Here is a 23,028-nt window from a genome sequence, read left to right as displayed (position 1 = left end):
CGGCGGCCAGCAGAAGGTTACTTATCATTGCCTGCTCCCTGAGGCCGCAGCGCTGCTTTTGGACATGGGCGTAGTGTCCTTATCCCGGAGTTCACCAAGGCAAGTTTTAGATACCTTTTCCGGGATTCAGGATTCGTGTCGGGTCAAGGACCGTTTTAATGGCGTGCTGAATATCCAGTGAAGTGGCCCCGAGTTCTTCGCGGATCCACTCTCGCTTGAGTAGCCCCACGCCATGTTCTCCAGTGAGGGTTCCACCCAGACGTTGTGCGAGATGAAACATATCTGCCAGAGCCGCTTTGGCCGGACCTTCGGTGATGGACTCGCCGGGTGCCACGACGATCATGGGGTGCAAGTTGCCGTCGGCGGCGTGGGCGACGCTGAAGATGCGTACATGGTTACGGGCAGCGATTTCCTCGAGGCCTGAAAAGGCCTCTGCGAGCTTGTTCCGTGGTACTGCGATGTCACCAATGGATACCCGGCCCAGCTTTTCCAGGGCAGGGATTGCATCCCGCCTTGCCTTCACAAGGGACGCAGCCTCCGCAGCGTCCCCTGCACGGTTAACGGAGGTTGCGAAGGGTTCGATGGCGCGCACGATTTCATCGAGCTCGAGGTGTGCGCCGTATCCGTCTGTTTGCGCCAGGAGGAATGCTCCCCCCAGCGATCGATGACTCGTTCCCTCGGCTTGGTCGACCGCTTCCATTGTTGGCCCATCCATGAGCTCCAGGATTGCTGGCTGTATGCGTGCTGCCGTTATTGCTGAGGCGGCCCGGCCTGCGGTCTCGATGTCGGGGAAGTAGGCGGCAAGTGTTTCTGTCCGAACGGGCCGGGGGCGCAGCCGCAGGGTGGCCTCAACCACGATGCCAAGGGTGCCTTCCGAACCGACAAAGAGGGCGTTAAGGTCGTAGCCGGTAACACCCTTGATGGTATTGCGACCCGTGCGGAGGATCCGGCCATCGGCAAGCACAACGCGCAGCCCAAGCACGGATTCGCGGGTAACACCGTACTTGGCACACCACATCCCGCCTGCATTTGTCGCAATGTTTCCGCCGATGGAGCATATGGCGGTACTTGCAGGGTCAGGTGCGTAGAAGAGTCCATATTCGGCGGCAGCGGCGTTGACGGCAGCATTGAGCACGCCAGGCTGGACGATGGCAATCATCTCTACCGGGTCGATGTCCAATATCTGGTCCATCTGCGAGAGATCCACCACGACTTCCCCTGCCCGTGCGCTGGCTCCGGCCGCCAGCCCTGTGCCAGCACCCCGCGGGACTATCGGAACCTGGTGAGCATGGGCTATACGAAGCGCATCGACAACGTCGTTCACCGACAGGCATTGGATGACAGCGTCCGGCAGCGAGGGAGGTACAAAGCCCGACCTGTCCGACGACGCGCTGGTTCGGGCCTGCGAGTCTGTGGTTGCGCGAGGGTGTGCCGTCAAAGCCGCAGAGGGACGCGCAATTGGGTCAGAGGGGCTGGATGCGACATCGGCCATGTGGGACATGATGCGACCTTCCGAGGAGTCGTGGGGGTTCAGAGTTGTGATTTCATCAACCAGCGCTGGGTCCGCAACTGGGCTACAGGATGATTCAGTCCGTAGAGCAGGGCAGCGAATGAAAAATTAATTCCGTATGTTGGAATTAAATGAACGCTTTCAAGCAGATTAGGCCAATAGTGTCTACACGTCAACGCACTGCCAGCGGTCGCATTCCCCCAAAACGACTCCCTTAGCCCCGCCGTTTCGGTCTTTTTGCGCATATATCGAACGTGCGAAAATACCAACACTGCGTACACATTTCGGCTATCATTAGGGCCATGACAGTCAGTGCTCTGATGGCCGGGCATCCCATGCCCATGGTCAGCGACCCCCGGCAGACAAGCGTGGCGATCCACACCTACCTCCGGGGCTTGATCATGTCCGGGATTCTTCCGCCGGACACGGTTCTGAAGCAGTCTGAACTGGCAGTATTGCTGGCAGTCAGCAGGACGCCTCTGCGCGAAGCTTTCCGCATGTTGCAGGAAGAAGGCCTGATTGAGGCCGACGTCAACCAGCGGGCAAAGGTGAGTAAGTTTGAGCCGGAGGCTCTCGACTCGTTGTATGCTGCCCGGATCTCCCTGGAGTGCCTTGGTGTGCACATGACGTCCGGTCGCCTCACACCTGAGGAGCTGCGCGAAGGACGCCGACTTCTTAAAGCAATGAACCGCGCTGCGGTCGGGGAAGATTTTGAGTCGTGGACGACCCTTCATCGCCGTTTTCATGCCGTTCTCATCTCGCGGTCGAGTTCGTTCGTTGGACGGACCATTGCATCTTTCGCAGCTCACAGCGAGCGTTACTGGCGGGTTTATAGGTCCGATACACCAGGCTCGTTGGCCGACCGGCACGGGGAGCACGAGCGACTCCTGCAGGCAGTCATTGACGGGGATCGCGAACGGGCCGCCGAGCTCATGGCACAGCACCTTTCAATCACCGCAATCGCGGTGCTGTCGGGCCTCAAGCCCGGATTTGAGCCCAGTGCGGTCATGTCAGCTGTCCGGATGATTACCGGTGGTCTTAGCGACGGGGCTGCGGCTGAACCTCACTCACCAGACCTGGAAGCCGCAGTCTAACGAGCTCGCAAACTGGGCCACGCATAGTGCGCGCCAGTTTCTGGCCCATTCCCGACCCGTCGTGCTTGACGCCGGCGGCCACCTCATCGCCGCAGAAAGACAGGACGGATCATCGAATAAAAGATTCGAAATCGCCCACGCGAAGGCATTCGGAGCCGTCTCTTTGGGTATCGGCTCACGGGCGCTGATGAACAGAGCCGAGGAGCAGCCGTATTTCGTCCTCGCGGCGCCTCCCAGGCCATCGGTTGGGGACTGGTCGCCGTGCCAGGTGGCGTGTTGGTCCGGTCCAATACGGGCGACCTGATCGGGGCCGTTGGCGTTTCGGGCGACCACTCTGACAACGACGAGAAAGCGGCCATCGAAGGAATTGAGGGTTCCGGGTTGCAGGCTCAAGCGGCCTGACAACGGCGGTGAACCATGTTTGACGACTGGATGCCCTACTCAGGTGCCGTCCGCATGACCATATTTCGAAAGGCCAATCCATGATCCAAGCAAAGATCTCCTCGGTCCGGATGATCGAGCTGTCGGCGCTGCTGCCCGCCGATCCGTCAGACCGGGGATACCCCCCGCACTCTCGCCCCCTTAGCGTCTACACCCACCACCATCCCGCCGAGGGATGGCCGGCGTCTCCAAACCCGCGACGCAAGACCTCCCTCTACCTTGAGATCGGCACCACCGCCGGGGTAACCGGGCGGTATGGACCCATCGACCAGGAAGCCGTGGCTCCACTGAAGGAAGGCATGGCCACCTCACTCCTCGGCCTTGACGCCCTGGCGAACTCGTACGTCTGGGAGGTGCTCCAACGCGGGAACCGGCACTCCCGCCACGGCAACCGCAAAATTGCCATCAGCGCCGTCGATAACGCCCTGTGGGACCTGCGGGGGCGGCTTCTTGGACTCCCCGTCTGGCAACTGCTCGGCGGATCCGGACGCAGCCGGATTCCCGCCTACGCCAGTACTCTCGGTACGTTCCACGGAGAGGGGGAAGTGGAGCGTACAGCAGCTCGACTGCTCGACGAAGGTTACACAGCGCAGAAATGGTTTTTCGCGGACGGCCCGGGACAGGGCGTCGAGGGAATGAACCGCAACGTGGCCCTCGTGGAACGAACGCGCGGAACTGTTGGCCATCGTTCCGCGCTCATGTTCGACGCCTTCATGAGCTGGGACCCCACCTACGCCCGACGGTGGTGCACTCGCGTAGAGCACCTGCACCCGGACTGGCTCGAGGAACCATTCGCCACCGGCTCCATAGAGTCCTTCGCCCAGCTCCGTGCCTCCACATCGATTCCGCTGGCAACCGGCGAACACCTCTACGACCGCCACGACATCCTGCCGTTCCTTCAGCGCGGGCTGCTCACCGTCCTTCAGGTGGACCCGGAGTGGTGCGGCGGCGTCACAGAACTGGCGCGGATGTGTGCCCTGGCCGAAACATACGGGGTCCCTGTGATCCCCCACGGTCATGGGATCCATGCCGCACTGCACCTCGTAGCCAGCCAATCCCCAGAAACCTGCCCCCGCGTCGAATACCTTTTCCATCACATGCCCGAACGGCATTTCTTCGAGGTGGATACCCCCGCGCCGGTCGGTGGAAGTTTTGCGCTGCCCTCACGCCCCGGCTTTGGTATCGAGTTTGCAGAGGATCGCATCAAAGAATCCCGCGAGATCTTGGCCACTGCATGAGCAGGGGAAAGAAGAAACCATGACAGCCATTGTTTACTCCGCCTACAACGCTGCTCCCGCAGGGCTCGCTGATGACGCCACAGCCGAAGACCTCTGGTACTCGGCACTCCGATCAGAACCTCGAATCGGTGGGCTGGAGCTCCCCGTCATTGGCGGCACGTTGCATCCCCATGGCCTGGACAGGATGGCCGACCTGCTCGATCCCGAGTGGTCAAACACCATCAGTGCCATGTCAATGACCCTAGGCGCCCTCACATCCAGCCCGCACTACGGCCTGGCATCGGTAGATCGCGGGGGCCGCCAACTTGCCCTGGCGGACATTGCCGATGCGCGAGAGGCGACGCTGCGACTGCAGGAACGTCTTGGGCCGGACTCTGTGCGGGCCTTCGCACTCCAATCCGCTCCGCGCGCGGACCGGTCCCGCCTGTCAGCTTTCACAGAGTCTCTCGCGGAAATCGCTACTTGGGACTGGGGAAATATCGAACTGCTCGTTGAGCACTCGGATGCCCTCATTGCCGGCCAGACACCGCAGAAGGGTTATCTTGCTCTGGAAGAAGAGGTGGCGGCTGTACGTTCAGTGGCGGCTTCGAATGCCCAGCGCATACGCCATCTCCTCAACTGGGGCAGGTCTGCCATTGAGGGCCGTAATGCGACCACGCCGTGTGACCACATCCAAATCGTAGGTGCAGGGCTGGGAGGGTTCGCCTTCTCGGGAGCGGGTCCCCTCGCGACCAAACGCAGCGCCGAATGGGAAGACGCGCACCTGGGCCTCTCAGCGGATGAGCCAGAATCCCTGCTCAGCCGCGACGCGCTCCATGCAGTGCTGACAAAACTTCCGGACGACTTGTCTTACATCGGGGTCAAGACAGGGGCGGCGGCACGGTCCCGCGGCCTGGAACGACTTCAGCTCGGGCTTTCCATGCTCGGCGCACTTTCCCAGATTGGACGCAGGAGCGCACTGATGGGTTAATTGCTGGCTTCGAGGTGCGCCCGTTCAAGACGGCGGACCATGTTCCTCGATGTAGATCCTGCCAGCAAGGGTAGCCCTGACCGTGGAGGTACGGACGCAGAGTTCATCATGTTCCGTCCTGGTGGGCTGCCGGTACGTCCGGATCGGCGCGGATGGGGTCCAAACTACTCATCCCGGTAGGCCAGTGGTAGCCCCCACGAGGACGGGTCGATCGATGGCAGGCACAGCGATGGTCGTCCAGGCGTCAAGGCTGTTGCTTCTCGGCATCTGTGCGGGATCGTCCTAGCCCTCGCACTCGATGCAGTAAGAGTGGCCGTCCTTTTCACGCGCGAGCTGGGACCGGTGCCGGACCAGAAAACAGGAATAGCAGGTGAACTCGTCCTCGCCCTGGGGAACTACCTGGACAATCAGTTCCTCGGCGACAAACTCCCCTCCGGGAGTCATGGCGTCGTCGAGTGCGTCCGATTCGTCCAGCTCACGGACGACGGTCTGGGCATCCGGGGCGTTCGCGGACTGCAGCGCCTCGAGCGAGCGTTGCTGTGATTCCCTGACGTCGGAACGTACTTCGTCGTAATCGGTGGCCACTTTTGGTCATTCTCATTTCTGGCGTTCTTATCTGACGGAAATTCAACGCACGCCGACGGCGTAGTATTCCCCTCAAGGATGCCCGTGGGCCACGTCGGGGAACCCGAATATTCTGGACCCGGCTCTTCCTGGACTGCGGGCCGCAAAAACACACCATGCGCCGGACCGGAGTCCTCGGTTGTCTCGCGCCGCGCGGACTGGATACTGGACCCGCACTTCGTCAGCGGACACCGAGCCTATCCCCATGGCCGGATGTCGGATAAACTTCATGTGTTGCCCCGGACCCCGGTAGCGCCCCTTGGTCGGAGAGCTATCCGGGAGGACGCCATGCACGATGCCAGGTTACCCAAGTATCAGAACTGCATCCATTCAGGGTCCACATCCCTCTCTGCAGACCCCAGCCGCACCTCCGCCGGACCTCACGGACACACACGCGGAACAGCGCGGACCTGCGGCTAAGAGGGCCCCCGTTCCGCTTACTTCATCGCCTCTGCCAGATGAGACCCCCGGGCTCCCGCCCCATGAGCAAGCGGGACGTTTACGGGGGCTGCGTGCGCCAAGCGAGTACCTTCGCCCCTTCCAGTGCCAGGCACTCCGCCGCCGCACCAGGCTCCGAACCTTGGCGGGATTATCTTTTGGCTGAAATCGAAGACCTTAGCGCGGAACTCCAAACGAAGGTGGCCCGCTTTACTTTGTTTCGGTCGCTCCAATTCTCGGGTGAGACCTCCCGGCCAGGCAACGAAGCTGCCTTCAAATCCATGAACGACGCCCTCGAGGATATCTCCGCGGTGACACCGGGCATCGAACTGGCGTCCCACCAGTAATTTCTCCGGATTGGCCGGCCACAACACGGGCCCCGATCCTCCTAGGCGCCAATAGTCAGGAATCACAGGATGATCAGCACCATTGAGGCCAGCCGAACGTTTTTTGTCGAGGCCAATGAACCACACGAGATCGAACAAGAGCTGAACGCCGCAGTGGACGCGGCGCGCCAGCACGCCATGAAAGATGGCAGCCAGGGCATCCTGGTGACCCGGCACGGACACTCGATCTTCACCGTTCCCGTCAGCAGCAAAGTCCCTTATGGACAGACGAACGAAGAGAATGGGCCGGTCGGAAGTCCGAGGCCGCCTCAATCGCTTGGTCAAGGAGTTCAGCACGACGCCTGACAACAGCGCCCACCGATTCTGGAGGGTGCTGACGGTCCCGGCCCGCGCCTCGCCACGACAACTTCCTTGGCATAGCCGGCACCGCAGCGATGCCCGCCGGACCCGGCGATGTGGTCGGCCCCTGTTGCTATCGGAGCAGCGGGCACGGCACCTCCCATCGTATTCCGCTCCCCTGCTGTGTATGCACTTTGTTTCCACATGAAAGACCATCGTGGCCCGATGTGCCGCAGGGGCGAACTTCCGCAAGGCGAAAAGTGCTTTCCAAGGCTCCAAAAAGTGTGTACAGTATTTCTCACGACCGGTGAGGCAAGTCACACCACCGGAAATCCAAACTTTTTGACAAGGAGGTCAGATGAAGACGTATCGACTTAGGCTGGCGACCATCGGGGCTACTGTTCTCGCAATGTCCCTGGTCGGGTGCGGGGCAGGCTCGACTGACACACAAGGCACTACTGCAACGGAACTCAAGCTCGCAGTGGCGGTGGACAATGACACCTTCGACCCGGCCCAGCTTTCTGGCGGGGCGAAGGACAATTACTGGCAGGCCGTGTACGACACGGTGCTCAAATTGAATTATGAGACGCTCAAGCCCGAACCCAATCTGGCGACCGAGTGGTCCTACAATTCGGACAAAACCGAGTTGACAGTCAAACTCCGGGACGACGTGAAGTTCTCTGACGGTTCGAAGCTGACCGCCGAGGCCCTCAAAGTCAACGCTCTTGCTCTCCGGGACAACTCCGGCAGCAGCAGCATCATGATGACGCATCTGGCCGACGTGCAGGTTGTGGATGAAAAGACGGCCGTGTACAAGCTGAAGGAAGCTGACCCGGCATTCGTCGGCTACCTCACCACCATGGGCGGGGCCATCGGTAACCCGAAGAACGTCGGTACGAAAGACATTGCGACCAAACCCGCAGGTTCCGGCCCCTACATCCTTGACGACTCTCGCACGGTCGCGGCGTCCCAGTATGTCTTCAAGCGCAACCCCGCGTATTGGAACACCAAAAGTTTCCCCTATGACGAAATCGACCTCCTCCCGATCAACGAGGCCTCGGCAAGGGTCAACGCCGTGAAGTCCCATCAGGTTAACGGCGGCGTGTACGATCCAGCAGCGCGCCAGGAACTCGAGTCCAGCGGCCTGAAGGTGGGATCCCAGGCGGTTGACTGGCGCGGCCTGATGCTGGTCGACCGGGAGGGCAAGATGACGCCGGCACTGTCCGACGTCCGCGTGCGGCAGGCCATCAACTATGCGCTGGACCGCAAATCATTCCTCGACAACATTGAACTCGGCCAGGGTGTAACCACAAGCCAGATCTTCATCCCCGGCAACGTCGGTTACGTCCCCGAGCTGGACAACCGTTACCCATTCGATCCTGCCAAGGCCAAGGAACTGCTCAAGGAGGCGGGGTACGCGGACGGTTTTGATCTTGTCCTGCCCGCGTTCGACTTCCGCAGCGGGGTTCAGCCCGTCATGGTCCAGCAGCTCGCTGACGTGGGAATCCGCGTGAAGACCCAGCAGGTCGTACCCGATCAGTACAACTCGGTCATGAAGTCCGGTAAGTTCTCGGCCTTCTGGATGCAGCTCACCTCCGGCGACGCGTGGCGCAACGTGGAGAAGACCCTCCCGGCCAAGGCCACCTGGAACTCCTTCCACACACAGAGTCCTGAACTGACTGCGCTGATCGACAAGGCCCGGGCAGCCTATGGCGACGATAAAGCGTATAAGGATGCGATGGGCGCCGTCAGCACGTACATCGTGGAGCAGGCGTACTTCGCTCCGTGGTACCGGATCAATTCCCTCTTTGTGACCGACAACACGTTCGACTTTACGTACACGCCCTGGGCCACCACGCCCGAACTCCGGACATACCGGCCGACTTCCTGAGCTGGCCCCAGGTGTTGGGGATACCGAATTGGAGTATCCCCAACACCGAACAAGAAACCATTGCGAGGAGGCAATGAATGTTGCACTTTATAGTCAAGCGAGTGCTTATGGGCGTCGCTTTGCTGCTCGGGGTCTCAACCGTCACCTATGCCCTGATCTATAGCGGCGGATCCAACATCGCTGACCAGGTCCTCGGTGGCGAGGCAAGTCCTGAGGCTGTGGCTGCGAAGGCCGCAGAGCTGGGGCTCGACCAGCCTCTATGGCAGCAATACCTCGGCTGGCTGGCCGGCGCGGTCCACGGCGACCTGGGAACATCCTGGTACACGTCACAGGATGTTCTGACAACCATCCTTCAGAGGCTTTCCGTTACCCTGTCAATCGTCGTGCTGTCCATTGTGCTGGTGACAATATTCAGCGTCTGCGTCGGAGTGCTGGCTGCGGTGAAGCGGGGCTGGATCGACAGTGCTCTGCAGTTCGTCTCCGTCATTGGCCTGGCACTACCCAGCTTCTGGGTTGCTCTTGTTCTTGTGCTGGTGTTCGCCATTTCACTGCATGTCCTGCCGGCCACCGGTTTCGTCCCCTTCGCCAAATCACCCTCCGCATGGTTCTCGTCAGTCATCCTGCCTGTTACCGCGCTGTCCATCGGCGCGAGCAGTGCAACGGCGCAGCAAGTCCGCTCAGCTGTCATTTCCGTGCTCGAACAGGACTACATCAGGACTCTTCGCGCCCGTGGCCTCTCCGGCCGACGTGTCCTATGGGGACATGTGCTGCGCAACGCGGCCCCACCGGCCCTGACTGTGCTGTCGCTGCAGTTCATCTCGCTGGTGGGCGGGGCCGTCATCATCGAGCGCGTCTACGCAATCAATGGAATGGGGTCCCTGGCAGTGGACTCGACCCTAAAAAATGACATCCCCGTCGTGGTGGGCGTGATGGTGACGATGACCGTTGTTGTGGTCATCGTGAATCTTGCCATCGATATCCTCAACGGCTTCATCAACCCGAAGGCACGAATTGAGTCATGAGTGAATCGACGACTATCAGTTTTAACGACGCCACGACTGCTGCTGCAGAGGGCAGGAGCGGCCTGGTCCGGAGATTCCTGCACCGCCCGCTTGGCGTAGCGGCCCTGGCCATTTTGGCCCTCCTCGTGTTCTGCGCTGTTTTCGCGCCTTTCATTACCTGGAACGAACCCGGGATGGCGAGCCTGAACCGCATTAATGCTGTTCCGGGTGGAGGCTACCTCCTGGGCGGCGACAGTGCCGGCCGGGATGTCTTCGCCAGGCTAATCTATGGCACGCGCCTGACCCTTGTCGGTGCCCTCATTGCGGCTGCCGTTGCCGCCGTCGTCGGTGTGGGCTTCGGTCTCGTTGCCGGCTACCGCGGCAAGAGCTTCGACCTGATTGGTGGCGGCATTTCCGATCTTGTGATGGTGCTGCCGAGCATGATCGTGCTCGTCGCCCTCTACACGGTGACAGGGCCCAACGCCTATATCGCCATGTCAGTCCTGGGAATCATGCTGGCACCGAGCTTCTTCCGCCTGACACGCAACATGGTCATCCAGGTCCGGAAAAACCTGTACGTCGACGCGGCCAAGGTTGCCGGGCTGTCCGACTCCCGGATCATCTCCCGCCATATCCTTTCGGCGGTGCGTGCGCCAATCGTCATCCACTTCGTACTCATCATGAGTGTCGCGATCATTGTGCAGTCAGGCCTGGACTTCATCGGTCTGGGTGACCCCGCCGTTCCGACCTGGGGCGGAATGCTGCAGGATGCCTTCCGCGCCATCTACCAGGCGCCCACCTCTTTCATCTGGCCGGGGCTTGCGATTGGCATTACGGTGGCGAGTCTCATGCTGCTGGGCAACGCGCTGCGTGACGCCATGGAGGACCTCGCGCCGCAGGCCAAACGCCGCCGTGCCCCCCGCGGAAAGTCAACTGGGCGTGTCCAGGACAAAGCCCAGTCCGCAACGCCAGAGGCAAAACCGGAGATCAGTCCGGACGTGCTGATGAGGGTCGACGGTCTGGTTGTCGGCTACGACCGTAAAGACGGAACGCTGACGAAAGTCGTTGACGGAGTTTCGTTCGATGTTCGCGCCGGGGAAATGCTTGGGGTGGTTGGTGAGTCCGGTTCAGGCAAAACGCAGACGGCGCTGGCTGTGCTTCGGCTCCTTCCCTACGGAGGAAAGATCGCCGCGGGCCGTGTCTGGTTGGCGGGAAACGAGATCACCACCGCCGATGAGAAGGAAATGACCAAACTGCGGGGCGTAGAGATCGCCTACATCCCCCAGGAACCGATGAGTAACCTCGACCCCTCCGCCCGGATCGGAAGCCAATTGGCCGAACCAATCCGGATCAAACTCGGCATTTCACGGGACGAAGCCAAGAAGCGCGCCCTTGACCTGCTGAAGCAGGTCAACATTTCCGATCCGCAGCGCGTCTATGATTCCTACCCGCACGAAATCAGCGGCGGCATGGCCCAGCGGGTCCTTATCGCCGGGGCCGTCTCGTGCGACCCGCAGCTGATCATCGCGGACGAACCCACTACGGCGCTGGACGTCACGGTCCAGGCCGAAATCCTGGAAATCCTGCGCCGCCTACAGAAGTCCCGGGGTCTCGCAGTCATGCTCGTGACGCACAACTTCGGTGTCGTAGCAGACGTCTGCGACCGGGTAGTGGTGATGAAATCCGGAAAAATCATCGAACAGAACGACGTGACCTCGATCTTCTCCAACCCGCGTCACGAATACACACAGATGCTTCTCAACTCCACACTTCATGGCCGGCCCGCACGGGTCCAGCGCGACAACACGGAGGTCATACATTGAGCACGCTAACTGAGCGCAGCGGGGAATTGCTCAGGGTCCAAGACCTCGAGGTCGAATTCCGGAGCCGGCACTTCAGAGGAAAGCCCTTCCAAGCCTTGAAGCGCGTCTCTCTCGACATCCGCCCCGGCGAGACCGTGGGCCTGGTCGGTGAGTCCGGATCCGGCAAGACTACCCTCGGCAGGGCAGTGCTCGGGCTTGCCCCGGTCGCCGCCGGCAGCATCCACTTTCGCGGCCGGGACATTACCCACCTTTCCCGACGTGAACGCCGCGGCATGTCCAGCGACCTCCAGGTGGTTTTCCAGGATCCGTACAACTCGCTGAACCCTTCGATGGAAATCGCCGACATTCTTTCGGAACCGCTGCGTGCACGCGGACTCGCAGGCGCGGAGGCCCGAAACCGGGTTACCGAATTGCTGGACAGGGTGAATCTTCCGCGGGATGCGGGACGGCGCCTACCCCGCGAGTTCTCCGGCGGGCAACGCCAGCGCATCGCGATCGCCCGGGCACTGGCGCTCGAACCGTCACTGATCGTTTGCGATGAACCAGTTTCTGCCCTCGACCTGTCCAACCAGGCGCGCATCCTCGATCTCTTCATTGAGATTCAGGAGGCCACCGGTGTGGCGTACCTCTTCGTTTCCCACGACCTGGAGGTTGTGCGGTACATCAGCCATCGCGTAGCCGTCATGCTGCACGGGGAAATAGTCGAATACGGAGACGGGGACACGGTCACCTCAACCCCCCAGCACCCGTACACGCAGAAGCTCCTGATGGCGTCTCCCGTGCCTGACCCCTTGGCGCAGGCGCAACGACGCCATGAACGCGCTGCTCTCCGCGGCACCGGAGCCTGAGCCGCATGCCTGAAACTCTGATGCTCCCGCCCACAGGAGGTGGCCCCGTGGATCCGAAAGGTGCAGTGACCGGGGTGCAGTCCGTTCAGCGGACCTTCGCGTTGCTCGAGCGGATGGGCGCATCGGGCGGAGAAGCAGGCATCTCCGAACTGGCCACCGACCTTGGGGTCGCACTCCCAACAGCACACCGACTGATTCGCACGCTCACAAAAATGGGGTACGTCCGGCAGCTGCCCTCGCGCAGATACGCCTTAGGGCCCTCCCTGGCGTTACTGGGCGGCAAGGCTTCAGGTTTCTTCGCTGAATGGGCCCGCCCCGTCCTCTCACGCCTGGAAGCGAAGATCAACGAAACGGCCAACCTGGCGACGCTGGACGGTGACATGGTGACCTACATCGGCCAGGTCCCGGGGCGGCGCCAAATGCGGATGTTCATCGAAGTGGGCAAACGCGTCCCGCTGCACTCCACAGGGGTGGGCAAGGCAATTCTTGCGCAACTGGACGACGACAAAGCGATACAGCTGCTGCAGGGCAACAAAATGCTCCGGTACACCGAGACCACCATCGTCGATTTCGAGGCCATGAGGCAGGAACTGGCCCTGATCCGCGGCCGCGGGTACGCGGTCGACGAAGGCGAACAGGAAATGGGGGTCCGCTGCTACGCGATGGGCGTGCCCGGTGCTGTTGTCCCCATGGCGGTCTCGGTATCAGGACCAACCTCCCGGATGACCGCCGAACGCGAGTCGTCAATCGTCGCGTCCCTCCGGGCAGCCGCACTGGAGCTCAGCGGCGTCCTTGGCGGCGGCCTGAACCCTGCGCCCATCCGGCCTAACCCAACAAACCTACGAAAAGACAAGAGATAGGAATCCTATGGACATCGAAGACATGGAGTCAGCAAAGCGCGACTGGCTACGGGAACACAAACCGCTCACCATTCCACATGTTCTCGACAACCCGCCGCCCTTCCACACCAAAGTGACCGAGTGGGGCGAACGGCCCTACTGGTACCCCGACGGCCGCAAACTTGCCTTTATCGGGAAGAACTACGGCGACGCCTTCGAGTACGACCTGGAAACCGGCGAATCCATTAACATCACCGAGCACGGCGAATACCACTCGTTCCTCCGCGTCCTGGTCATGCACAACGGCGACTACCTCCTCGTGGGGCCCAAGGAATTCAAGGACCGGATCACCAGCCGCATCCACGAGTCGGAGATCTGGTGGATGCCCGCAGACAGGCACCTCCCCCCCACACCCCTTGATGATACGTTCATCCAGGAAGGCCTCGCCGTCTCGTGGACCAGTCCGACCATCTCTTACCTTCAGGGCTACCACCAGAACCCTGAACTGCCCAAGTTCACCTACCAGATCCATGTCCGGGACATTGAATATGGCGCCGATGGCCGCCCGCACCTTGGCCCGGACCGCGTCGTCTACACCGGCGGCCAGTACCGCTGGTGCGAACCACAGGACTTCCGCTTCGATGACACCGAAATTATCTTCGCCGAGTACCAGGGCCCTGAGCGTGGAGACCGTGCCGAGTACAACTCCGTAACCCGCGGCGTCAACCTAGTCACAGGCCGAGTGCGCACCTACGTCGACGAAACGAACCGGCACAACGAACCCGAGGGGATCTTCCCCGACAACGAGCACATTTGCCTGGAATCCTCCTGTGACGTGGACAAGCCCTATCCGCCCAAGGATCTCTGGAAGCTGAAGCTGGATGGATCCATGCGTCGGGTACGAATGACCCGGATGCCCGACGACCACTCCTGGCGCGCCGTCAATTCAAACATCAGCCCGGATGGCAAAACGATGGCCTTCATGCTGGGGCTGCAAAGCGACGAAGCGGGCTACGGCCGCGGCATCGGCCTGTTCGACCTTGAGGCATGGGAAAAGACTCCAGAAGCCCAAGAGTGGGAAACACCCCTGTCACGGGTGGAAAGCCAGCCCAGGCCACTCCCCCGCGGCGCGGCGTTCTGACAATCCCCCCCATCCGGAGCGCGGGCCAGGGGCCGGTGAGGCGTACACCGGTCATAGTCCGTGGGCTGTGAAACGTCAGGGTGCCTGGGCCTCCGCCCAGGCACCCTGACACCAGCGTCGAATCGAAAGTCTTCAGACGCGGCGAGCCGGTTCCCGGCAACACACTTTGTTTCAGTTTCGGTCCGCAGCTATCGCGGAAATAATAAGGAGTCCAGCGCAACATGTCAGATTCACAGGTGGCCAAGCAGCCCCGTCAGATCGCTTACGGGGCCGTCTACTACCGGAAGTCCAACCCGCCCCGGCAAGACTGGGAACGCGATTACGCGGTTGCAGCCGAGGACGGGATGACGGCGTTCCGGCACTGGTTCATGTGGTCTGTCATCCAGCCGGCACCCGATCGCTGGGAATGGGATGACTTCGACGCGCAGTTCGACCTCGCAGAACGCAACGGGCTGGAAACCGTCATTGCCGAACTCACCAAGACCGCGCCGGAGTGGGTGTTCAAGCGGTTGCCACACACGAGGTACCAGCGGCGTAATGGTTCCGCCGTGGAGTCCGGAATGTTCGACTCCAGCGCCATCGGCGGCAATCCAGGGGTTTGCCTTGACAACGAGGACGCACGCGAACTCGCGGGCGAATTCCTCACACGCCTGGTCACCCGGTATCGGGACCGCGCCTCCCTCACCGGATATGACGTCTGGAACGAGTGCAACTACGAGGAAGACGCCTGCTACTGCGATGCCACGGCGGACCGTTTCCGCCAATGGCTGGCGGCGAAATACGGTGGACCTGAAGCTCTTGGCGCCGCATGGGGACGCCACGTTACCTCCTTCGAAGACATCGTCCCGCCCCGCGGGGGCTACGCCTACGGAGATGTACTCGACTGGCTAGAATTCCGCCGCGACAATGCCTACCGCCTCATGCGCTGGCGCATAGACCTGATCCGGAATCTCGACCCGTCCAACAGCATCATCGCCCATGGAGTCGCCGCGACCCTTGGGCACGCGTCCTCCCGCGGTGCCGATGACTGGCGGGCCGCAAACGACGTCGATCTCTATGGCATGACCTTCGTACCCGCACGGCATGGCGACGAAGCATGGCGCCAGCCCCTGGCCCTTGATCTGACCCGCTCGGCATCGCGTGGGAAGCCATTCTGGCATGCCGAACTTCAGGGCGGTCCGCTTTGGCTGCAGCCGCAGGTCGTGGGCCGATCTCGGGATGACGGACGAATCGCCTCACCCGACGACATCCGCTACTGGAACCTGACCAGCTTCGCCCACGGTGCTTCTGGTCTGTTTTACCTGCGGTGGCGGCCACTGCTCAACGGGCCCCTGTTTGGTGCCTTCGGCCCCTACGGCATGGATGGCGAACGCACGCCCAGATCCGCTGCCGTCGCTGACATGGCGGAGTGGGTCAATGCCCCGGCACGATCAGAACTGTGGGAGGCCCGGCCGTGGCAGGCCGACGTCGCCATCGTCGTTGTCCCCGAGTCGCAGGACCTCGCCTATGCTCAGCAGTTAAACGCCTCCACGGGTGCTGGACTGGCGAATCATTGGGTCAGCTCGGCTGAATACCACGACGCTGCTTCCGGGGCCTGGCGAGCATTCTTCGACAACGGTATCCGTGCAGACTTCGTTCACGTAGATGACCTCATCGACAGCGGCTACAAGGCGGTATACCTTCCTTACCCCCTCATGCTCAAGGACGAGACTGTTTCGACGCTGCGCCGGTGGGTTGAAGCTGGAGGTCGCCTCATCTCCGAGGCCTGCCCCGGCTACTTCGGCCAGAACGGATGGGTACAGCCACGCCAACCCGGCCGTGCTCTGGATGAACTGTTTGGAGTGCGCGAAGTGGATGTGGAATTCGTTCCGGACCTACTGGACCAAACAACCATGTCCACCCCAAAGGGCGAACTTCGCATAGGCGGGAACCGCCAGTGGTACGAAACAACGACCGGCACGGCCCTGGGAACCCACGATGACGGCCGTACAGCCGTCGTCGAAAATTCATCCGGAAACGGTCAGACGCTCCTGTTGGGGTCCCACCCGGGAATTGGATATGCCCGGCACGAAGACCCTGCCTCACGGGATATTTTCGCGTGGATGGTGGACTGGGCCGGTGTGAGCCCGCAGGCATCAACGGACGACGCAGACATTATTGTGCGCCTGCATCGCGCAGATGGCCAGCTTGCCGTGTGGGTCCTAAACCCTACTCGCAGCCAGCGTGAAGCGGTCATCTCTGTGCGCGAAGACCTGTCTTCGGGTGCCGTTCCCCGTCTGCACCGCGGCGGGGACGATGCAGTCCGCCGAATCGGACCGCACGAATTCGTGGTGACGCTGCCGGCGCGTGACGCCGTCGTCTTCATGATCGACGCAGGGGACCAGTAATGTCAGCGATCCTTAGCCAAACCGCGCCCGCCCGAATGGCCGGGCCGGACTGGTGGCGTGCTCCGTTCCGGATGATGCAAACAAATCTGCGCCTCATCGACGCGGGGCTGGACGCCGACAGTGTCGCTGATTTTGTTAAAGCTCACGGGGCTGATGCCTGGCTGCTCAACACGGGCGGAATCTATGCCAGCTACCCCAGTGACCTTGCATCTCAGACGCCCAATCCCAACCTGGATCTGAGGCCCTCCGGCGACATCGTCCTTGACGCTGTCAAAGCAGCCCACGATCGTGGGCTGAAACTACTTGCCCGCATGGACTTCTCCAAAGTGCTGCCCCATATGGCTGCTGCAAACCCCGATTGGCTATACGTCAGCGCCGACGGCAAACACCAGATATTCAACGATCTGGTTACGACCTGCCCAAGCGCGGGCTACTTCCAGGAGGAAGTGTTCACCATCCTCGATGAAGTCCTGACACGGTACGACGTGGACGGATTCTTTATCAACTGGTTCATGTACAGCGAAATGAACTACGCCCATGAATACCTTGGGCCCTGCCACTGTGAAACCTGCGCAAAGGCGTGGGCCAAGGAAACCGGGGAACACCTTCCGAAGGGTCCTCAGGATGCCAACTATCAACGATGGAAAGCCTGGGCGACTCAAAACATACTGGATATCGGCGGACGGATCCGGGCACATATTGCTGAACGGAAGAGCGGGGCACCGCTTATCCTTCACGACACCGCAGACATGCGGTATGTCGAGGCCAACAACGCCGTCGGACGTGAGTTCTGGCCGCACCAGACCGCTGAGTCCGTAAGCGCCGCTTTCACACGGGCCCCGGAAACGCCCGTCCTCGTCAATTGTGTGGCATTCCTGGATTTCCCCTACCGAATGGCGGCAGAACATCCCGAACGTTTTGCCCAGTACCTTATCCAAGCGATGTCCCGAGGAGGTTCAATCTCGACCTACATCATGGGTCCACCCCACGCCATCGAGTACGGCGCGGTGGGACTTGCCGCGGAAATCACGCGCTTCCACCAGGCAAACGACGACACCTACGCTGAGCTGAGCACAGCATCCAAAGTGCTGCTCGTTTCTCCCGCCGAGCACATGGAGAGAGGGCCGATCCCGGCGCAGGTAAACGAGTTCCGCGGGCTCTACACCGCCCTCCAGGAACTACACATGCCCTTCGATGTCATTGAAGCCGAACACCTGCAGCGTTTGTCTACTTCGCAATTAGAACGCTATGAACTCATGGTTCTACCCCTAGGATCCGGACTTGCCGCGGGCGCAGTAGCGCTGATCGACAGCTGGGTTGAGTCCGGAGGAGCACTCCTGGCGACTCTTTCAGATGTTGAAAACGCTGACTGTCTACCCCGCAGCATCGGCGTGGAAGCCATCGTCGCCAGCGATGAAGACGCCCAGCTGCTCTCGGCCTATGCTCAAGACGGCCAGGGAGCCGTTATCCCCCTGCACGGCAAGGCTCACCACGTCGTTCCCTCAAATACTGCAACCGCCGCAGCCGTCCTCGTGCCACCGGCCCGTTTCGGACCGCCGGAATACTGCTACGGGCACGAACCCTCGGCCGAGCCGGCCATCTTAGGAAACACGTGGGGCAAAGGTCGGGCGTTGACCCACACTTGGTCAATTGGACGCGCCCACAAAGACCTTGCCTTGGCCGATATACGAAGCGCCTTGGAGGAATCGCTGAATGACCTGCGGGGCGATCTTTTCATCGATACGACACTGCCCGAGTTCGTTGAAATCACGGCAGCCCAATGCCCAGGAAAAAGGGTTTACCACCTGATCAACCATTCCGGGGCACGAAGCAACGGCTACGGGGCCTACGCTTCGGTCAGCGGAGCCACGCTTCGCATTCCCGGCGGGGCCGGGGGCCGCGCGCGGACCCTGGTTTCAGAAGCTGACCTTTCTGCACGCGTGGATGGGGCCGACCTCGTGGTGGACCTTCCTGTTGTTGACCGATTTGAGGTCCTGGTCTGGTCGGAGCAGAAGTCCCAGGAAAGGGGCGCCCCGTGAGCGCCGGCACTATCCTCATCAAGGGTTTCCTGAAGGCAGAACACCACGGCCGGGCCGAGGCCCTGGCTGGCCCGTTCACCATCCGATATGCGGGCGACGCGCCCCAAATAGGCCGGGAACTCGATGATGTCGTGGCCATAGCCGGCCCCGTGTCACCATCTGAACTGCAGATGGCGCCCCGCCTTCAATGGGTGCACAGCTGGCTGGCCGGACCCGACAACGCCTTATTTCCAGAACTGGTGAATGGCCCAGTCGTTCTGACCTCATCCGCCGGAAACGGCGCCGTCCCTCTGGCTGAACATGCCATGCTCCTGCTGCTGATGCTGGACCGAGACGTCCCCCGATGGGCTAAGGCACAGCAAGAGCACCGATGGGACAGGTACCGCCACGGAGAGCTGGCGGGGACGACCGTCGGAATATTTGGGTTGGGTAGGTCTGGAATGGACCTGGCAAGCAAGGCGAAGGCCTTCCACATGCGTGTGGTTGGCCTCCGACGCCGTGCAGAGCTTCCTACACCGGGAATCGACCACCTGTATTCTCTGGATCAGCTCCACGAATTTGCCAGCGAATGCGATCACATCGTCATCACGGCGCCGCTCACGGAGACAACCAAAGGAGTTTTCGACGCAGGGGTCTTCGCGGCCATGAAGCCTACGGCGAATCTTGTCTGCATCTCGCGCGGCGGCATCATCAACGATGATGATTTGTTGGCCGCCCTTCAACAGGGTCAGATCCGCGCCGCCGGCCTGGACGCCCATGGAGTGGAACCCCTACCCGACCAGAGCCCGTTCTGGGACCTGCCCAACGTCATCGTCACACCGCATAACGGCGCCACAACGGGCGCCCTGTTGGAGAGGCAAACGGCGATCTTCCTGGACAATCTTGAACGTTTCGGGCAAGGGGCACAGCTGATCAACGTCGTGGACAAACAGGCTGGCTACTGACCTGCCAGCCCACGACGGCAATAGAAAATCTTGAAGGAGAGCCATGAACCAACGCATCACCATTGAGGGCCTGTCCATCGCCTCCACGCTGGTCGAGTTTGCTGAAAAAGAAGCCCTGCCAGGAACCGGGATTGAGACCGAACAGTTCTGGAAAGGTACTGCCTCGATCGTTCGCGATTTGCGGGCACGAAATCGCGAACTGCTCGACGAACGCCAGCGGCTGCAGACCCGTATAGATGAGTACCATGCGAAATCTCCGGGTGAGGTGAATCCTCGGGCCTACGAAGAGTTTCTGCGGCAGATCGGCTACCTTGTGCAGGACGATCCGGCAGATGTGACGGTGTCAACAGACGGTGTCGATGCGGAAATCAGCCGCCAGGCAGGTCCGCAACTCGTAGTTCCTTTGTTGAATCGACGGTTCGCAGTCAATGCCGCCAACGCCCGTTGGGGCTCCCTCTACGACGCCCTGTATGGAACGGACGCGATCGATCAAACCGGGTCCCTCAGGGCCGGGGATTCCTACAATCCCGTGCGGGGTTCCGCTGTGGTCGCCGCAGCCCGCCGCTTCCTGGACACAGCGATTCCGCTTGCGGAGGGTTCCCATGAGGAGGCCGTTTCGTACGTGATCGATGATGGGCGACTCACTGTTCTCACGGCACCGGGGACACGCCACGAGCTGGCCGACGCCGGGCAATTAGTCGGATATCGCGGGGTACCGTCCTCTCCCGAAGCCATCATTTTCGTCAACAACGGGCTCCATTTCGAAATCCTCTTTGACGGTGCGGATCCTGTCGGTGCCGCGGATATCGCGAAGATCAAGGACATCATCCTGGAATCTGCGGTGACGACGATCATGGACCTTGAGGATTCCGTCGCGGCGGTGGACGCCGATGACAAGGTCATCGGATACCGCAATTGGCTTGAGCTGATGCGCGGAACGTTGTCGGAAACAGTAACGAAGAACGGGTCGACCTTTGAGCGAGTGCTTGAAGTTGACCGCGACTACTTAACACCGGAGGGCGAATCTCGTCGCCTGCCGGGTCGTTCGCTCCTGTTCATCCGCCAGGTCGGCCATTTGATGACCTCCGATGCGATCATCGACGAAAGCGGCGACGAAGTACCCGAGGGCGTTCTCGACGCGATATTCACGGCGCTGGGTTCGCTGCACGACATCAGAGGATTGGGCGCACTTAAAAACTCACGAACCGGTTCAATGTATGTAGTCAAACCAAAAATGCATGGCCCCGACGAGGTCGCCTTCACTGTCGAGCTCTTCGAGAGAGTGGAGCGGCTTCTGGACATGCCGGCAGGAACAATCAAGCTCGGAATCATGGACGAGGAGCGACGGACTTCGGTAAACCTGCGGGCATGCATAGGTGCCGCCCGCGAACGTATCGCCTTCATCAATACTGGATTCCTCGATCGCACCGGCGATGAGATGCACACATCGATGCACGCAGGCCCCTTCGTCCGCAAAGCGGAAATGAGAACGCAGCGCTGGATCCAAGCCTACGAGGACTCCAACGTCCGGATCGGCCTCGGCGCAGGACTGTCCGGACGGGCTCAAATCGGGAAAGGGATGTGGGCCATGCCAGATCGCATGTCAGCAATGCTGGCCGAAAAGATTGCACACCCCCAAGCCGGGGCCACCACCGCCTGGGTGCCCTCACCGACAGCCGCCACACTGCACGCGCTTCACTACCACGAGGTCGATGTCTTCAGCGCGCAGCGTGAAATCATGGCAAGAGCTTCATCGCTACCGCTAGGCGAACTCCTCGTCATACCGCTTGCCAAGACTGCCTACTCAACAGCCGAGAAGCAGGAGGAGCTGGATAATAACCTGCAGTCAATACTCGGTTACGTGGTTCGTTGGGTTGACGCGGGCGTCGGATGCTCCAAGGTTCCGGATATCCACGACATAGCTCTGATGGAAGACAGGGCAACGTGCAGGATTTCCTCGCAGCATGTCGCCAATTGGCTGCTTCATGGGCTCGTCAGCCCAGAGCAGGTTCGTGATTCACTCCGGCGGATGGCTGTGATCGTCGACGGGCAAAATGCGTCTGACCCCGGCTACCGAAGCATGTCTCCCGGCTACGACGGCGACGCCTTTCTTGCCGCCAGCGAACTTGTTTTCGAAGGGACATCCCAGCCCAGCGGTTACACGGAACCCATACTCCATCGGCACAGACAACTCGTGAAGCTGAGGGCCCTTGCCGAGGTGATCGCATGAGCATAGGAATTGACTTGGCGCGGCAGATTATCGCTGCTGCCCTATCCGTGGGCAAGGACTCAGGACTGAAGCCACTGGCCGTGGTGGTGCTCGACGCCGGAGGCCATGTCATCGCGGCTGAAAGGGAAGACGGTTCGTCCAACAAACGGTTCGAAATAGCCCATGCGAAGGCTTTCGGCGCAATCTCGCTGGGCAGCGGGTCGCGGGCACTGATGAAAAGGGCTGAGGAGCAGCCATACTTCATCATCGGCGCATCCCAGGCTATTGGTTCGGCGCTGATCGCTGTGCCGGGCGGGGTCCTGGTCCGGTCCGCCGAAGGGGCGATCGTCGGCGCAGTGGGCGTTTCAGGAGACACCTCAGACAATGACGAGAGAGCGGCAGTAGAAGGCATTGGACAAGCTGGGCTGCAAGCGCAGCCGGACTGACAATATTGCCACCTATCAATAACGGTTCTCCGCGATTTGGAATCCATTCGGAATTCGATCAAGACCCGATCTCAAGAAAGCCAACCCAACTCTCGCTGAAAGGACCACGATGAAGTACTCCGTGAACTGCTCCATCCTCCTGACGGAGCTCCCCCTGCTCGAACGCCCCGCCGCCGCGAAGGCCGCCGGTTTTGACGCCGTCGAATTCTGGTGGCCCTTCGAGACCTCCGTCCCCACCGACGCCCAGGTCACCCGGTTCGAGAACGCCATCACCGACGCCGGCGTGCAGCTCACCGGACTGAACTTCAACGCCGGCGACATGCCCGGTGGTGACCGCGGCCTGGTCTCCTGGCCGGCACGCTCGGCCGAATTCCTGGACAACGTCGACGTCGTCGCCGGGATCGGTGAGCGCCTCGGCTGCAAGGCCTTCAACGCCCTCTACGGCAACCGCATTGACGG

21 protein-coding genes are annotated in these 23,028 nt (G+C 61.1%); 19 read left to right on the top strand and 2 right to left on the bottom strand.

Translation table 11 applies throughout. The features are described 5' to 3' along the window. Positions 1-106: 106 nt before the first annotated feature. Positions 107-1,492 carry an FAD-binding oxidoreductase gene (locus ACFVTM_RS18675; RefSeq protein ID WP_390205525.1) on the bottom strand — a complete coding sequence of 462 codons (1,386 nt, stop codon included), beginning with the start codon at positions 1,490-1,492 and terminating at the stop codon, positions 107-109. A gap of 320 nt (positions 1,493-1,812) precedes the next feature. On the opposite strand from ACFVTM_RS18675, the gene ACFVTM_RS18670 reads away from it, so the two are divergent. The 5 genes from ACFVTM_RS18670 (at position 1,813) to ACFVTM_RS18650 (ending at position 5,253) form a co-directional block, all read left to right on the top strand. Further along, entirely contained in the window at positions 1,813-2,604 is a 792-nt protein-coding gene (locus tag ACFVTM_RS18670; protein ID WP_390205377.1) for a GntR family transcriptional regulator, read from the top strand. Then, positions 2,543-2,908 (top strand): heme-binding protein, encoded by a 366-nt coding sequence (locus ACFVTM_RS18665; protein WP_390205375.1) that lies wholly within the window; start codon positions 2,543-2,545, stop codon positions 2,906-2,908. The genes ACFVTM_RS18670 and ACFVTM_RS18665 overlap by 62 nt, the downstream gene beginning before the upstream one ends. Continuing rightward, positions 2,866-3,006, top strand: a complete 141-nt coding sequence (locus ACFVTM_RS18660; RefSeq protein WP_390205374.1) for a heme-binding protein — start codon at positions 2,866-2,868, stop codon at positions 3,004-3,006. Before ACFVTM_RS18665 ends, ACFVTM_RS18660 begins: the two co-directional genes overlap by 43 nt. 80 nt (positions 3,007-3,086) lie before the next feature. Further along, positions 3,087-4,283, top strand: coding sequence for an enolase C-terminal domain-like protein (locus ACFVTM_RS18655; RefSeq protein WP_390205372.1), 1,197 nt, complete (start codon positions 3,087-3,089; stop codon positions 4,281-4,283). A 19-nt stretch (positions 4,284-4,302) separates the two neighbouring features. Beyond that, positions 4,303-5,253, top strand: coding sequence for a DUF4862 family protein (locus tag ACFVTM_RS18650; RefSeq protein ID WP_390205370.1), 951 nt, complete (start codon positions 4,303-4,305; stop codon positions 5,251-5,253). Between the two features lie 282 nt (positions 5,254-5,535). Here ACFVTM_RS18650 and ACFVTM_RS18645 read toward each other — a convergent pair whose 3' ends face one another. Beyond that, on the bottom strand, positions 5,536-5,838 hold the full coding sequence (locus ACFVTM_RS18645; protein ID WP_390205368.1) for a DUF4193 domain-containing protein: 303 nt from the start codon (positions 5,836-5,838) through the stop codon (positions 5,536-5,538). Positions 5,839-6,473: 635 nt separating this feature from the next. Between ACFVTM_RS18645 and ACFVTM_RS18640 the strand changes: the two genes are divergently transcribed. The 14 genes from ACFVTM_RS18640 to ACFVTM_RS18575 all read left to right on the top strand — a co-directional run. Then, positions 6,474-6,662, top strand: coding sequence for a hypothetical protein (locus ACFVTM_RS18640; RefSeq protein WP_390205366.1), 189 nt, complete (start codon positions 6,474-6,476; stop codon positions 6,660-6,662). A gap of 69 nt (positions 6,663-6,731) precedes the next feature. After that, positions 6,732-7,007: a hypothetical protein gene (locus ACFVTM_RS18635; RefSeq protein WP_390205365.1), complete on the top strand. Its 276-nt coding sequence runs from the start codon at positions 6,732-6,734 to the stop codon at positions 7,005-7,007. Between the two features lie 352 nt (positions 7,008-7,359). Beyond that, positions 7,360-8,892: an ABC transporter substrate-binding protein gene (locus tag ACFVTM_RS18630; RefSeq protein ID WP_390205363.1), complete on the top strand. Its 1,533-nt coding sequence runs from the start codon at positions 7,360-7,362 to the stop codon at positions 8,890-8,892. Between the two features lie 77 nt (positions 8,893-8,969). Next, complete coding sequence (locus ACFVTM_RS18625; protein ID WP_390205362.1) at positions 8,970-9,914, top strand: ABC transporter permease; 945 nt, start codon at positions 8,970-8,972, stop codon at positions 9,912-9,914. After that, positions 9,911-11,716: a dipeptide/oligopeptide/nickel ABC transporter permease/ATP-binding protein gene (locus ACFVTM_RS18620; RefSeq protein ID WP_390205360.1), complete on the top strand. Its 1,806-nt coding sequence runs from the start codon at positions 9,911-9,913 to the stop codon at positions 11,714-11,716. The genes ACFVTM_RS18625 and ACFVTM_RS18620 overlap by 4 nt, the downstream gene beginning before the upstream one ends. Then, positions 11,713-12,564 (top strand): ATP-binding cassette domain-containing protein, encoded by an 852-nt coding sequence (locus ACFVTM_RS18615; RefSeq protein ID WP_390205358.1) that lies wholly within the window; start codon positions 11,713-11,715, stop codon positions 12,562-12,564. The genes ACFVTM_RS18620 and ACFVTM_RS18615 overlap by 4 nt, the downstream gene beginning before the upstream one ends. Before the next feature lie 47 nt (positions 12,565-12,611). Then, on the top strand, positions 12,612-13,424 hold the full coding sequence (locus tag ACFVTM_RS18610) for an IclR family transcriptional regulator (protein WP_390205356.1): 813 nt from the start codon (positions 12,612-12,614) through the stop codon (positions 13,422-13,424). A 7-nt stretch (positions 13,425-13,431) separates the two neighbouring features. Beyond that, the gene (locus tag ACFVTM_RS18605) at positions 13,432-14,544 is read left to right on the top strand and encodes a hypothetical protein (protein ID WP_390205355.1); all 1,113 of its coding nucleotides are present in this window, start codon (positions 13,432-13,434) and stop codon (positions 14,542-14,544) included. 221 nt (positions 14,545-14,765) lie between these two features. After that, positions 14,766-16,931 carry a beta-galactosidase gene (locus ACFVTM_RS18600; RefSeq protein ID WP_390205353.1) on the top strand — a complete coding sequence of 722 codons (2,166 nt, stop codon included), beginning with the start codon at positions 14,766-14,768 and terminating at the stop codon, positions 16,929-16,931. Further along, a complete protein-coding gene (locus tag ACFVTM_RS18595) occupies positions 16,931-18,970 on the top strand; it encodes an alpha-amylase family protein (RefSeq protein WP_390205351.1) in 2,040 nt (679 codons plus the stop codon). The genes ACFVTM_RS18600 and ACFVTM_RS18595 overlap by 1 nt, the downstream gene beginning before the upstream one ends. Beyond that, positions 18,967-19,914 carry a D-2-hydroxyacid dehydrogenase gene (locus tag ACFVTM_RS18590; RefSeq protein WP_390205349.1) on the top strand — a complete coding sequence of 316 codons (948 nt, stop codon included), beginning with the start codon at positions 18,967-18,969 and terminating at the stop codon, positions 19,912-19,914. The genes ACFVTM_RS18595 and ACFVTM_RS18590 overlap by 4 nt, the downstream gene beginning before the upstream one ends. Positions 19,915-19,957: 43 nt before the next feature. Next, the gene (locus ACFVTM_RS18585) at positions 19,958-22,144 is read left to right on the top strand and encodes a malate synthase G (RefSeq protein WP_390205348.1); all 2,187 of its coding nucleotides are present in this window, start codon (positions 19,958-19,960) and stop codon (positions 22,142-22,144) included. Between the two features lie 14 nt (positions 22,145-22,158). Then, positions 22,159-22,569, top strand: a complete 411-nt coding sequence (locus ACFVTM_RS18580) for a heme-binding protein (RefSeq protein WP_390205347.1) — start codon at positions 22,159-22,161, stop codon at positions 22,567-22,569. A 109-nt stretch (positions 22,570-22,678) separates the two neighbouring features. Continuing rightward, positions 22,679-23,028: TIM barrel protein (locus tag ACFVTM_RS18575; RefSeq protein ID WP_390205345.1), on the top strand; the 350-nt coding region annotated here is incomplete at its 3' end.

The organism is Arthrobacter sp. NPDC058130, from assembly GCF_042884475.1.
Classification (GTDB): domain Bacteria; phylum Actinomycetota; class Actinomycetes; order Actinomycetales; family Micrococcaceae; genus Arthrobacter.
Note: the sequence above shows the minus strand (reverse complement) of the source record. Positions and strands in the feature narration are given on the sequence as shown.

Excerpts from the sequence above, each read along its gene's own strand:
- ACFVTM_RS18655 (WP_390205372.1), top strand. The coding sequence starts at position 3,087 with ATGATCCAAGCAAAGATCTCCTCGGTCCGGATGATCGAGCTGTCGGCG.
- ACFVTM_RS18585 (WP_390205348.1), top strand. The coding sequence starts at position 19,958 with ATGAACCAACGCATCACCATTGAGGGCCTGTCCATCGCCTCCACGCTG.
- ACFVTM_RS18670 (WP_390205377.1), top strand. The coding sequence starts at position 1,813 with ATGACAGTCAGTGCTCTGATGGCCGGGCATCCCATGCCCATGGTCAGC.
- ACFVTM_RS18605 (WP_390205355.1), top strand. The coding sequence starts at position 13,432 with ATGGACATCGAAGACATGGAGTCAGCAAAGCGCGACTGGCTACGGGAA.
- ACFVTM_RS18620 (WP_390205360.1), top strand. The coding sequence starts at position 9,911 with ATGAGTGAATCGACGACTATCAGTTTTAACGACGCCACGACTGCTGCT.
- ACFVTM_RS18595 (WP_390205351.1), top strand. The coding sequence starts at position 16,931 with ATGTCAGCGATCCTTAGCCAAACCGCGCCCGCCCGAATGGCCGGGCCG.
- ACFVTM_RS18630 (WP_390205363.1), top strand. The coding sequence starts at position 7,360 with ATGAAGACGTATCGACTTAGGCTGGCGACCATCGGGGCTACTGTTCTC.
- ACFVTM_RS18600 (WP_390205353.1), top strand. The coding sequence starts at position 14,766 with ATGTCAGATTCACAGGTGGCCAAGCAGCCCCGTCAGATCGCTTACGGG.
- ACFVTM_RS18675 (WP_390205525.1), bottom strand. The coding sequence starts at position 1,492 with ATGGCCGATGTCGCATCCAGCCCCTCTGACCCAATTGCGCGTCCCTCT.
- ACFVTM_RS18650 (WP_390205370.1), top strand. The coding sequence starts at position 4,303 with ATGACAGCCATTGTTTACTCCGCCTACAACGCTGCTCCCGCAGGGCTC.
- ACFVTM_RS18635 (WP_390205365.1), top strand. The coding sequence starts at position 6,732 with ATGATCAGCACCATTGAGGCCAGCCGAACGTTTTTTGTCGAGGCCAAT.
- ACFVTM_RS18625 (WP_390205362.1), top strand. The coding sequence starts at position 8,970 with ATGTTGCACTTTATAGTCAAGCGAGTGCTTATGGGCGTCGCTTTGCTG.